Source organism: Streptomyces sp. NPDC086835 (genome assembly GCF_044745705.1).
Classification (GTDB): domain Bacteria; phylum Actinomycetota; class Actinomycetes; order Streptomycetales; family Streptomycetaceae; genus Streptomyces.
Window position 1 is genome coordinate 192,626 of sequence record NZ_JBIVAU010000012.1, and the last position, 11,317, is coordinate 203,942.

At 72.0% G+C, this 11,317-nt stretch carries 9 protein-coding genes; 3 read left to right on the forward strand and 6 right to left on the reverse strand.

Annotated elements, in window-relative coordinates:
• Positions 1 to 10: 10 nt before the first annotated feature.
• Positions 11 to 1,723, reverse strand: coding sequence for a serine/threonine-protein kinase (locus ACIPJI_RS31985; protein WP_402250283.1), 1,713 nt, complete (start codon positions 1,721 to 1,723; stop codon positions 11 to 13).
• Positions 1,724 to 1,901: 178 nt separating this feature from the next.
• Complete coding sequence (locus ACIPJI_RS31990; protein WP_356620797.1) at positions 1,902 to 3,185, reverse strand: adenylosuccinate synthase; 1,284 nt, start codon at positions 3,183 to 3,185, stop codon at positions 1,902 to 1,904.
• 153 nt (positions 3,186 to 3,338) lie between these two features.
• On the opposite strand from ACIPJI_RS31990, the gene ACIPJI_RS31995 reads away from it, so the two are divergent.
• Entirely contained in the window at positions 3,339 to 4,151 is an 813-nt protein-coding gene (locus tag ACIPJI_RS31995) for a diacylglycerol kinase (RefSeq protein ID WP_356620798.1), read from the forward strand.
• 331 nt (positions 4,152 to 4,482) lie between these two features.
• On the opposite strand, the gene ACIPJI_RS32000 is transcribed toward ACIPJI_RS31995, so the two are convergent.
• Positions 4,483 to 4,992, reverse strand: coding sequence for a MarR family transcriptional regulator (locus tag ACIPJI_RS32000; RefSeq protein WP_356620799.1), 510 nt, complete (start codon positions 4,990 to 4,992; stop codon positions 4,483 to 4,485).
• Positions 4,993 to 5,081: 89 nt separating this feature from the next.
• On the opposite strand from ACIPJI_RS32000, the gene ACIPJI_RS32005 reads away from it, so the two are divergent.
• Together ACIPJI_RS32005 and ACIPJI_RS32010 are read left to right on the forward strand one after the other, a co-directional pair.
• On the forward strand, positions 5,082 to 6,035 hold the full coding sequence (locus tag ACIPJI_RS32005) for an ATP-binding cassette domain-containing protein (RefSeq protein WP_402250286.1): 954 nt from the start codon (positions 5,082 to 5,084) through the stop codon (positions 6,033 to 6,035).
• Entirely contained in the window at positions 6,032 to 7,690 is a 1,659-nt protein-coding gene (locus ACIPJI_RS32010) for an ABC transporter permease (protein WP_402250288.1), read from the forward strand. The genes ACIPJI_RS32005 and ACIPJI_RS32010 overlap by 4 nt, the downstream gene beginning before the upstream one ends.
• Positions 7,691 to 8,066: 376 nt before the next feature.
• Here the strand turns inward: ACIPJI_RS32010 and ACIPJI_RS32015 are convergent, their stop codons facing one another.
• From ACIPJI_RS32015 to ACIPJI_RS32025, 3 genes are read right to left on the reverse strand one after another with little or no spacing between them, the layout of a single operon-like run.
• Positions 8,067 to 9,272 (reverse strand): cytochrome P450, encoded by a 1,206-nt coding sequence (locus ACIPJI_RS32015; RefSeq protein ID WP_402250290.1) that lies wholly within the window; start codon positions 9,270 to 9,272, stop codon positions 8,067 to 8,069.
• Between the two features lie 19 nt (positions 9,273 to 9,291).
• Entirely contained in the window at positions 9,292 to 9,951 is a 660-nt protein-coding gene (locus ACIPJI_RS32020) for a response regulator transcription factor (RefSeq protein WP_005314524.1), read from the reverse strand.
• Positions 9,948 to 11,288, reverse strand: coding sequence for a sensor histidine kinase (locus tag ACIPJI_RS32025; RefSeq protein ID WP_402250292.1), 1,341 nt, complete (start codon positions 11,286 to 11,288; stop codon positions 9,948 to 9,950). Before ACIPJI_RS32025 ends, ACIPJI_RS32020 begins: the two co-directional genes overlap by 4 nt.
• Between the last annotated feature and the right edge of the window lie 29 nt (positions 11,289 to 11,317).

Consider the following 11,317-nt stretch of genomic DNA (forward strand, 5'->3'; position numbering starts at 1 on the left):
ATGGGCGGGCTCACCCCTCGTACGGGTACACCCGGGTGACCTTGCCCTTGAGGTCGGCGTCCAGATACCCGCTCGCGCCGTACTCGTCGGACAGGTAGACGCCCAGGCCGAGCGGTGTGCCGAGCGTCGTGCTGGGCTCCCGGGCCACCAGATAGCGGGTGGTCGGGTCCTTCACGTTCAAATCCTTGCGGGCCCGCTCGAGCAGGGCGGGCACCACGTCCCAGTCGAAGTCGTCCAGGCTGAACGGACGGTCCCCGCTGGAGAGGGTGCCGCTGATGATGCCCTTCTCCGCACCCTTCCCGACGCGGTAGATCCAGCTCTCGTACCGCCTGTCGTCGCCGTCGACCATCACGTCGGCCGACACGTGCTCCGGGTACACGGTGAGGCTTCCGACCCGGTCCGTACCGGTCTTGGCCTTGATGTCCGCGACCGCCGTACGGATACCGTCCGGCGTCAGCAGGTCGACCTGCTCGGCGCTCTTCGACGGCGTCGGGCTCGGAGGCGTGGGCGTGGGGGTCCTCTTCCCCGTGACGGCCGGCCCCGACGGCTTCGCCCCCGCTTCCCCGCCCTTATCGCCGTCGGGCAGCAGCGCCCACACCAGTACGCCGGCGAGCACCGTCGCGGTGATCGACGAGCCGATCGCGATCCGGCGGCCCAGCCGGGCCCGCCGCACCTCCTCACGGCGGGCGGTCTCCTCACGTTCCACCATCCCCAGCGCGTGCTGCCGCAGCGCCGACACCGCGGCCCCCCGCGGCGGGACGGCGTCATGGGGCCCTGGGGTGGCAGGAGGGGACAGCCGGTACGAGGTGGGCACCGCGTCCACAGGCTCCGCGACCTCGGGCCCCGCGGCTACGGGTTCGGCGTCCACCCGCTCCGGCGGACGGCCCTCCACCACCTCGGCCAGCATCCGGTCCACCGCCTCCGGGCCGGGACGCGCGGCCGGGTCCTTGACCAGCACCGCGGCCAGCACCGCCGCCAGCGGGCCTGCCTGACGCGGCGGCGGAAGCTCGTCGTTGAGGACGGCCGCGAGTGTGGCGAGCGTCGAGCCCCGGCGCAGCGGGTGGTGCCCCTCGACCGCGACGTACAGCATCATCGCCAGCGACCACAGGTCCGAGCCGGGCCCGCCGTCGTCCCCGGAGATGCGCTCGGGGGCCATGTAGTCGGGCGTGCCGATGACGGACCCGGTCACCGTCAGGGCGGTCGACTCCCGGATCGCCGCGATCCCGAAGTCGGTGAGCACGGGCCGCCCGTCGGGCCGCAGCAGTACGTTCGCGGGCTTCACGTCCCGGTGCTGGATGCCGGCGTCGTGCGCGGCCCGCAGCGCCGCCAGTACCTCCCGCCCCAGCCGGGCGGCTTCGGCGGGCGCCATCGGCCCCTCCGCGAGCCGCTCCGCGAGCGACCCGCCGGTGACCAGTTCCATGACGAGCCACGGATAGGTGTCCTCGCCGCCGTCCACGACGTGGTGGATCGTCACCACGTTCGGATGCTCGACCCTGGCCAGAGCGCGCGCCTCCCGCAGCACCCGCGCCCGCAGCATGCGGGCCGCCTCCGGGTCGTACTCCGCGAGCCCTGGATCGGGCGGCCGCACTTCCTTCAACGCCACGGCCCGGTCCAGCACGACGTCCCGCGCCCGCCAGACCGTCCCCATACCGCCGCCGCCGAGCCGCCCCTCCAGCTCGAACCGCCCGTCGATCACCCGTCTGCCGGGCCCCCCGTCGCTCATGGCGGGAGCATAAGGGACACCGGTGACGCCGGACGGCGTGGCACCGCACCGGCCACGTGCCCCGGCTGGTGCGACGCGGCCGGGCACGGAAAACCCCCGGACGCGGATCCACGGCGAAAGCGCTCGGCCCTCGCCGCGGATCTGCCCCTCGGGGGTTTCCCAGTGTCCCGCGAACGTCCTACAGGAACGAGTTGATCTCGATGGTCTCGGTCCGGCCGGGGCCGACGCCGATCGCCGAGATCGGGGCGCCGGACATGTCCTCCAGCGCCTTCACGTACGCCTGCGCGTTCTTCGGCAGGTCGGCGAAGGTCTGCGCCTTGGTGATGTCCTCGGACCAGCCCGGCAGCATCTCGTACACCGGCTTCGCGTGGTGGAAGTCGGTCTGGCTGTACGGGAGCTCCTCGACGCGCTTGCCGTCGATCTCGTACGCCACGCAGACCGGGATCTGCTCCCAGCCGGTGAGGACGTCCAGCTTGGTGAGGAAGAAGTCGGTCAGGCCGTTGACCCGGGTCGCGTAGCGCGCGATGACCGCGTCGAACCAGCCGCAGCGGCGGTCGCGGCCGGTGGTGACGCCCCGCTCGCCGCCGATGCGGCGCAGCGCCTCGCCGTCCTCGTCGAACAGCTCGGTCGGGAACGGTCCGGCGCCGACACGGGTCGTGTACGCCTTGAGGATGCCGATGACCCGGCTGATCTTCGTCGGGCCCACGCCGGCGCCGGTGCAGGCGCCGCCCGCGGTCGGGTTCGAGGAGGTGACGAAGGGGTACGTGCCGTGGTCGACGTCCAGCAGGGTGCCCTGGCCGCCCTCGAAGAGGACGACCTTGCCCTCGTCGATGGCGTTGTTCAGGATCAGCGTGGTGTCGGCGACGTACGGCCGGATCTGCTCCGCGTACTGGAGCATCTCCTCGACGATCTTCTCCGCTTCGATCGCGCGGCGGTTGAAGACCTTCGTCAGCAGCTGGTTCTTGGTGTCGAGGGCCGCCTCGACCTTCTGCATCAGGATCGACTCGTCGTAGAGGTCCTGGACGCGGATGCCGACGCGGTTGATCTTGTCGGCGTACGTCGGGCCGATGCCGCGGCCCGTGGTGCCGATCTTGCGCTTGCCCAGGAACCGCTCGGTCACCTTGTCGACGGTGACGTTGTACGGAGTGATCAGATGGGCGTTTCCGCTGATCAGGAGCTTGGACGTGTCGACGCCGCGGTCGTTCAGCCCGCTCAGCTCGGAGAGCAGAACCGCCGGGTCCACGACGACGCCGTTACCGATGACCGGAGTACATCCCGGCGAGAGGATTCCGGAAGGGAGGAGATGCAGCGCATACTTCTGGTCGCCGACGACAACCGTGTGGCCGGCGTTGTTGCCGCCCTGGTAGCGCACCACATAATCCACTGATCCACCGAGCAGGTCGGTGGCCTTTCCCTTGCCCTCGTCACCCCACTGAGCACCGAGCAGCACAAGTGCGGGCACAGGCGTACACCCCTTCCGGGCGGGGCAAGACCAAGGTCAGGGGGCCGGAGCCGTGCCTGAGTCCTGGGACAGGTTGCCCCGGAATAGACGAAGCCCCTGGCGCAATAGCGCAAGGGGCTCTTGCACAAAGATGCTACCCGAGGAAGGACCGAGGTGTCGGATCCCGACCAGCTGCTGGTGGTCATCGACCCGGTCGCCCGCCGAATGGACGGCGAGTCCGTGCGCATCGCGAAAGATGTGCTGTGCGGCGGGTCGGAGGCGAAAATCTGTCTTCCCCAGGGCCCGGAGGAATTCGCCCGGGCACTCGCCCGGAGGGGTTCGCGCAGGCCGGTGGTGGTCGGCGACGACCGGGCACTGCTGAGGGCCGTGGCCCTGCTGCACCGGGACCGCTCGCTGGGCGACGGCGTGCTCGCGCTCGTCCCCGTGGGTGCCTCCGTACGGCTCGCGCACTCCCTCGGCGTCCCCGCCGGGGCGGTCGCGGCGGCCAGGGCCGTCCTGGACGGGACACCGCGGCGGCTGGACCTGCTCGTGGACGAGAGCGACGGGGTGGTCCTGGGCGACCTGGCGATCCCGGCGGCCCGCCCGGCGCCGCTTGTGGACGGCGCCTCGGTGTGGACGACGGCCCGCTCCCTCGTACGCACCCTGGTGCGCCCCGCCCCTTCCGCCGCGCCGGTCCGCACCCACCGGCTGCGCGTGGAGGCGGACGGGGTCCTGATGTGCGACTTGGACCGCCCCGTCGAGGACGTGACCGTCCGTGCCGGCCCGGGCGGCCGCGCGGAGGTCGTCGTACGCCACGGCGCGACCGCCGAGCCTCTGCGCGCGAGCGCCCTCTCCATCACGGTCTCCGGCCCGGACTTCCGCTACCGGGCCGACGCGCACGTCACCGGCCCGGTGAGGACGCGGACGTGGACGGTGCGGGCGGGGGCGTGGGGGCTGACGCTGCCGGTGGCGGCCCCGGCGGGCTGACCCCGGCGGACCCCGACGGGAGGAATGGGACCGGCCAGGTCCGCGGGCGCCCGGCCTGCTGACGCCGGCAGCCGACCGCGGGCAGACGTCGGCCGACAGCCGATGGGCCAGCCTCGGCGGACGCCCGTCGGGCTCGGTACACAGGCGCCCTGCGGGCCGACGTCGGGCGGACGGGCGGGTGTCGGCGGGCCGACGTCGGGCGGACGCGCGGGTGTCGGCGGGCCAAGGTGCGCGGGCGCCCGACCAGACGGACGTGGGCGGGCCGAGGTGCACGGCCCGGCGGAACGGACGTCGGCGGGCCGGGCAGGGGCGGCCACCCGCCCGCGCCGGGTCAGGCCGCGCCGTAGAGCTGGTCGCGGTGCTCGCGCCAGCGCTCCATGAGCAGGGCGAGCTCCTTCTCCAGGAACTGGAAGAACTCCAGCGTCTCGGACATCCGGCGACCCGCGCCCGTCTCGGGGCCGAGGCTCACCACACCCTCCCGCAGGGTGTGCTCCCAGCGCTTGAGGATCTGGTCCCGGTTGGTGAGCGCCTCGTACCACTGGTTGCTGTGCACGCGGTAACGGTCGCGGCGGGAACCCGGTTCCCGCTCGCGGGAGACCATGTTGACCTGGGCGAGGTAGCGGATCGCCCCGGAGACCGCGGCAGGGCTGACCTGGAGCTGCTGCCCGAGCTCGGCCGAGGTCATCACGCCCGAGTCCGAGGAGAGCAGGGCGGCGAAGACGCGGGCCGGCATCCGGGTCATGCCCGCTTCGACGAGCTGGGCGGCGAAACGCTCCACGAATGCGGACACCGCGTCGTCGTCGCGCGGCCGCTGCGCTGCCGTGGTCTGTTCGGTCACCACCGGATCATCTCCCCTTGTCACGGTCCTGACCCGAGTTTATACGCTTCCTTAACTTCACAAATTTGTGAATTCAACGTACGTTCTGAACCATGACGAAGGCCATCACCGTCTGCGGACTCCACAAGTCGTTCGGGCGGACACGCGCGCTGGACGGCCTCGACCTCGCGGTCGAGACCGGTGAGGTCCACGGCTTCCTCGGGCCCAACGGCGCGGGGAAGTCGACCACCGTCCGGGTTCTGCTCGGGCTGCTGCGCGCCGACTCGGGCGCGGCCCAGATGCTCGGCAAGGACCCCTGGCGCGACGCCGTGGAACTGCACCGGCGCCTCGCCTACGTCCCCGGTGACGTCGAGCTGTGGCCGGGGCTCACCGGCGGCGAGGCCATCGACCTGCTCTGCCGGCTGCGCGGCGGCATCGACAAGCGGCGCCGCGACGAACTCGTCGAACGGTTCGACCTGGACCCGACGAAGAAGGGCCGGGCCTACTCCAAGGGCAACCGGCAGAAGGTGGCCATCGTCGCCGCGCTCGCGTCCGACGCCGAGCTGCTGCTGCTCGACGAACCGACCGCCGGTCTCGACCCTTTGATGGAGGTCGTCTTCCAGGACGTCATCTCAGAGGCGAAGGCCGCGGGCCGGACCGTGCTGCTCTCCAGCCACATCCTGGCCCAGGTGGAGAAGCTCGCCGACCGGGTCAGCATCATCCGGCAGGGGAAGATCGTGCAGTCCGGGACGCTGAGCGAGATGCGGCACCTGACGCGTACGACGGTCGAGGCGGAGACGGCCCGCCCGGTCAGCGGCCTGGCCGAACTGCCGGGCGTGCACGACCTGCGGACCGACAGCGGGCGGGTGAGGTTCGCCGTCGACGGCGATCAGCTGGACGGTGCGATCCGCAGGCTCTCCGAGTTCGGCGTCCGCAGCCTCGTCAGCCACCCCCCGACGCTCGAAGAGCTGATGCTGCGCCACTACGGCGACGAGCTGGGCGCGAACGGACACGGCGCCGCAGCCGACGGCACGCCCCGCCTCGCCGACGACGGAGCAGCCCGATGAGCACGGCCACCGCCACCGAGGCGCCCACCGCCTCCCGCACCGCGGACGGCGGCAACGCGCTCGCCGGCACGATCGGCCTGCTCCGCTTCGGTCTGCGCAGGGACCGCGTCCGGCTGACCGTGTGGATCCTCGCGCTGGTCGTCGGCACCGTGTCGACGGCGAGCAACTACAAGACGCTGTACGCCGATCCGGTGGACCGTGCCGCGGTCGTGACGACGATGGACGGCCCCGCCGGGCTCGCCATGACAGGACCGCGCCACTACCTGGACGACTACAACTTCGGCGCGATGCTGGGCCACCAGATGCTCGGCTTCATGGCCGTGATGGTCGGCCTGATGAGCGTCCTGATCGTCACCAGGCACACCCGCAACGAGGAGGAGACGGGCCGCGCGGAACTGGTGCGCTCCACCGTCGTCGGACGGCACGCGCACCTGGCCGCGGCGCTCGCCCTCGCGGTCCTCGCCAATGTGGTCCTCGCCCTGCTGCTCGCGTTCACCCTCGGCGGCATGGGCATCGAGGGCATCGACACCGGCGACTCGCTGCTCTACGGCTTCGCGCACGCCGCCGTGGGCATCACCTTCGCCGCCGTCGCCGCCGTCACGGCGCAGATCACCGCGCACACCCGAGGCGCCTTTGGCATGGCACTCGCCGTCGTCGGCGTCGCGTACGTCCTGCGCGCGGCGGGCGACGTGGGCGGCGACGGGGCGCTCGCCTGGCTGTCGCCGATCGGCTGGGCACAGCGCACGTACGTGTACGTCGACAACCGCTGGTGGCCGCTGCTGCTGTGCCTGGTGCTCGCCGTGCTGTGCGCCGCCGCGGGCTTCGTGCTGTCCACCCGGCGGGACGTGGGCGCGGGCCTGCGGGCGTCGCGGCTCGGCGGCGCGGTGGCGTCGGACGCGCTGGGCCGGCCGTTCGGCTTCGCCCTGCGGCTGCACCGCGGCATGCTGACCGGGTTCGGCGCGGGCCTGTTCCTCATGGGCGTGATGTACGGGTCGATCCTCGGCGACGCGGAGGACATGCTCAAGAACATCGACCAGATCCAGGAGGCGCTCAAGGAGGTCGGCGGCGCCTCGGTGGCGGAGTCGTTCGCCTCGATGGTCATGGTCGTGCTCTCCGTCGTCGCGGCCGTGTACGTGGTGATGGCGGCGCTGCGGCCGCGCGCCGAGGAGACCGCGGGCCGGGCGGAGCCGCTGCTCGCGACCGGGCTGTCCCGTACCCGCTGGGTGAGCAGCCACTTGGCCGTGGCCATGGCGGGCGGCACCGCGCTGCTGCTCCTGGCCGGGGTCGGCTTCGGGATCGCGGGCGCCGCGTCGGCGTCCGACGCGGGGCTGTTCCTCGACCTGGTGACCGCGGCGCTCGCCTACGCGCCGGCGCTGTGGGTCACGGTCGGCGTCGCCGTCGTGCTCTTCGGCTGGTTCCCGAGGGCGAGCGCGGCGGCCTGGATCGTGCCGGTGTACGCCTTCGTGGTCGGGTACCTGGGGCAGTTGCTGCAGTTCCCCGGCTGGATGAGCGACCTGTCCCCGTTCGGGCACGTCCCCCAGCTGCCTGCCGCACCGATGAGCTGGACCCCGATGGTGGTGCTGACGCTGGTCGCGGCGGGACTGGTGGGGGTGGGCCTCGAGGGCTTCCGCAGGCGGGACCTGGAAACGAAGTAGCGGCGCCGGCGGTGGCGACGACCGCGGCGTTTCCCCACCCCGCCCCTCCCCGAGACCGGGGCGAGCCCCGGGCCCCACCGGCTCCGCCCGGACCCGCCACCGCGCTCCGCGCGGTGTTTTCGGGGGCTCTGACCCCGGACCCCGCGCCTCAATCGCCGGCGGGGCTGGAAATACCTCCGCCCGGCGAGGCTGATTTCGTGCAGCGAAATACAGCCCGCCTGGGGGCACCTTCCACGGCCGCCAGGCCGAAGGGGGAGATCGAGGGCACCGGGCGAAGCGCGGTAATGGGGTCTGCCCGCCACGCGGCGGAGCCGCACATCGGCACAGCGGGAAGGGGCGGGGAGGGGAACAGCCCCGCGCAGTGGTCGGCCCGACGTCACAGCTCGACCCGCAGGTCCTCCAGGCCTCGGATCACGAACCCGCCCTTCCACCGCGGCTCCGCCGCGAGGCGCATGGTCGGGCACCGACGCAGCAGTTCTCCGAACGACGCCGCCAGTTCGATGCGCGCGAGCGGTGCGCCCAGGCAGTAGTGGATGCCCGCGCCGAAGCTCACATGCGGGTTGTCCGCGCGCGACAGGTCCAGCGTGTCGGGGCGGTCGAAGCGGGCCCCGTCACGGTTCGCGGAGCCGAACAACAGTGCCAGTTCCGAGCCGCGCGGCACCACGACGCCGTCGATCTCGATGTCGTCGAGCACCCAGCGTTCGAAGAGCTGGAGCGGGGTGTCGTAACGCATCAGTTCTTCCACAGCTGTGGACAACAGTGAGTGGTCCGCCCGCAGCGCCGCCAGTTGGTCGGGATGGCGGAAGAGCGTCCACCACCCGTTGGCCGTCGTGTTGACGGTCGCCTCGTGGCCCGCGTTCAGCAGCAGCACACAGGTGGAGATCATCTCCTGCTCGCTGAGCCGGTCACCCTCGTCGTGGGCGGCGATGAGCGCGGAGACCAGGTCGTCGCCCGGCCGCTCACGCCGCACGGCGATCAGCTCCCGCAGGTACGCGCTGAATTCGGTAGAGGCCCGCACCGCCCGCGCCGCCGTCTCGTCCGACGGGTTCAGCTCGTACATCCCACAGATGTCGGCGGACCAGGGCCGCAGCAGCGGCCGGTCGGACTCCGGGACGCCCAGCATCTCGGCGATCACGCCCACCGGAAGCGGCTCGGCGACCTCGGCGAGCAGGTCGCCGCCGCCCGCCTCCTTGAAGTCGGCGACCAGGCCGGCCGCCAGCCGCTGTACGACCGGCTCCAGCGCCTGCACGGTCCGCGGGGTGAACGCCTTGGTCACGAGCCGCCGGATCCTGGTGTGGTCCGGGGCCTCGAGGTCCAGCAGACCGTGGTCGTTGAGGGTGTGGAACGGCTCGTGCGCGGCGGGCGGCGGAGTGCGGCCGAACTCCTCGTGGGTGAAGCGGTGCAGATACGTCCGCCCCAGCCGCCGGTCCCGCAGCAGCGCCGACACGTCCGCGTGATGCGGCACGAGCCACTGCCGTGTCGGCTCGTACCAGTGCACCCGGCCCCGCTCCCGCAGTTCCGCGAAGGCGGGGTAGGGGTCGGCCACGAACTGGGGGGACCAGGGTTCGAAGAGCGCGTCCATGCCCGGACGCTAACCCTCCCTACGAGGGTGTGACCAGCCTCGCCTCGTACGCGAAGACCGCCGCCTGGGTGCGGTCCCTGAGCCCCAGTTTCACGAGGACCCTGCTCACATGCGTCTTGATGGTCGACTCCGCGACGACCAGGTGCGAGGCGATCTCGGCGTTCGACAGGCCCTGCGCGATCAGGACCAGGACCTCGGTCTCGCGCTCGGTCAGGTCGGCGACCTGGGTCATCGCGGCGGGGCGCGGTGTCTCGGAGAGCTTGGAGAACTCGGTGATCAGCCGGCGGGTGACGGTCGGCGCGAGCAGCGCCTCGCCGGCGGCCACCACGCGGACGCCGTCGGCGAGCTGCCGGGCGGAGGCGTCCTTCAGCAGGAACCCGGAGGCTCCCGCGCGCAGCGCCTGGTACACGTATTCGTCCAGGTCGAAGGTGGTGAGCACGAGCACCTTGGCGCCGCCGTCCGCCGCGACGATCTCGCGGGTGGCGTCGATGCCGTTCAGCTCCGGCATGCGGATGTCCATCAGCACCACGTCGGGGGCCAGTTCGGCGACCTTGGAGACGGCTTCGCGGCCGTTGACGGCCTCGCCGACGACCTCGATGTCGGGCATGGCGTTCAACAGGACCGAGAAGCCCTCGCGGACCATGATCTGGTCGTCGACGATGAGCACACGGATCGTCATGACGTCTCCTCGGCGGGGATGGCGGCGACGGGGATGAAGGCGGTGACCTCGTACCCGCCCTCTTCTGTGGGCGCCGCGGTCATCTCACCGTTCAGCATCGTCACACGCTCCCGCATGCCGGTGATGCCGTGTCCCGCTCCCGGCGAGGCCTTGACCGGACCCTGCGGCGGCGTGTTGACGATCCGCAGGCCCAGACCGCCGAGCACGTAGGAGACCTCGATCTTCGCGGTCGAGCCGGGTGCGTGCCGGAGCGCGTTGCTGAGCGCCTCCTGGATGATCCGGTACGCCGACAGCTCGACGCCCTGCGGCAGCTCGCGCACCGCTCCCGTGACCGTCTTCTCGGTCTCCAGGCCCGCCTCGCGGACGTTGGAGAGCAGGTTGTCGAGGTCGGCGAGGACGGGCTGGGGCGCGTCAGGGGCCTGGTAGTCCTCCGCCCGTACGACGCCGAGGATGCGGCGCAGTTCCGTGAGCGCGGCCACCGCGTTCTCGCGGATCGTGGCGAACGCCTTCTCCAGCTCCTCCGGCGGGTTCTCCACCCGGTAGGGGGCGGCCTCCGCCTGGATGGCGACGACCGACATGTGGTGGGCGACCACGTCGTGCAGCTCGCGGGCGATGGTGGTGCGCTCCTCCAGCAGGGTGCGCCGGTCCCGCTCGGTGGCGGTGACCGTCTGCTGGGCGGCGACCTCCTGCTTCGCCTCACGGCGGACCAGGATCATGCTCACCATCAGCAGCAGGACCGCGGAGGCGAACAGCATGGGCGCCGCGCCGGGACCGTAGCCCCGGCTGATCACCGTGTCGGCGAACATCCCGTACGCAGCGGTGACCAGCCACATCCAGCCGGCCGTCCGGGGGCGGGTCCGCAGGGCCACCACGATCATCACGGTCAGATGGGACAGGAACCCGGCGGGCGCCCAGGGCCAGTCGTTCCAGGAGCCCAGCACCGCCACGAACGGGGTGCTCACGATCGACACCCACCAGGCGCCCACGGGCCTGACCAGGGTCATCACGACAGCCGCCGCGGGGACGAACCCGCCGATGACGAAGGCGAGGCCGCCCTCGTCGTCGGCGTAGGCGAGCAGCAGTGTGAACAGGGCGAGGAACAGCACCACGGCGTGCGGCAGCCACACCGCGCCGCTGCGTATCCGCTCACCCGGCAGCCGGCGGACCAGCGGCCCTTCGGCGCTCAGCGGCGGCAGCGGCCGGTAGGCGAACGCGTCGTGGAAGAGGTCCTGGCGGAGGCCGCTGAGCGCTCCTTGGGCCAGGTCGTATTCGGGGCTGCGGGTCTTCTGGGTCACGTAATGAAGGTAAGCGGGCGTGATGGCCCCGGTCGTCAGCATCACTGCGGATCCTGGGGCGTCCGCCTTGA

What these genes read in the sequence shown, in the direction of transcription:
- ACIPJI_RS31985 (WP_402250283.1), bottom strand. Translation starts at nt 1,723, where the DNA reads ATGAGCGACGGGGGGCCCGGCAGACGGGTGATCGACGGGCGGTTCGAG.
- ACIPJI_RS32005 (WP_402250286.1), top strand. Translation starts at nt 5,082, where the DNA reads ATGACGAAGGCCATCACCGTCTGCGGACTCCACAAGTCGTTCGGGCGG.
- ACIPJI_RS32010 (WP_402250288.1), top strand. Translation starts at nt 6,032, where the DNA reads ATGAGCACGGCCACCGCCACCGAGGCGCCCACCGCCTCCCGCACCGCG.
- ACIPJI_RS32015 (WP_402250290.1), bottom strand. Translation starts at nt 9,272, where the DNA reads ATGGACGCGCTCTTCGAACCCTGGTCCCCCCAGTTCGTGGCCGACCCC.
- ACIPJI_RS32020 (WP_005314524.1), bottom strand. Translation starts at nt 9,951, where the DNA reads ATGACGATCCGTGTGCTCATCGTCGACGACCAGATCATGGTCCGCGAG.
- ACIPJI_RS32025 (WP_402250292.1), bottom strand. Translation starts at nt 11,288, where the DNA reads ATGCTGACGACCGGGGCCATCACGCCCGCTTACCTTCATTACGTGACC.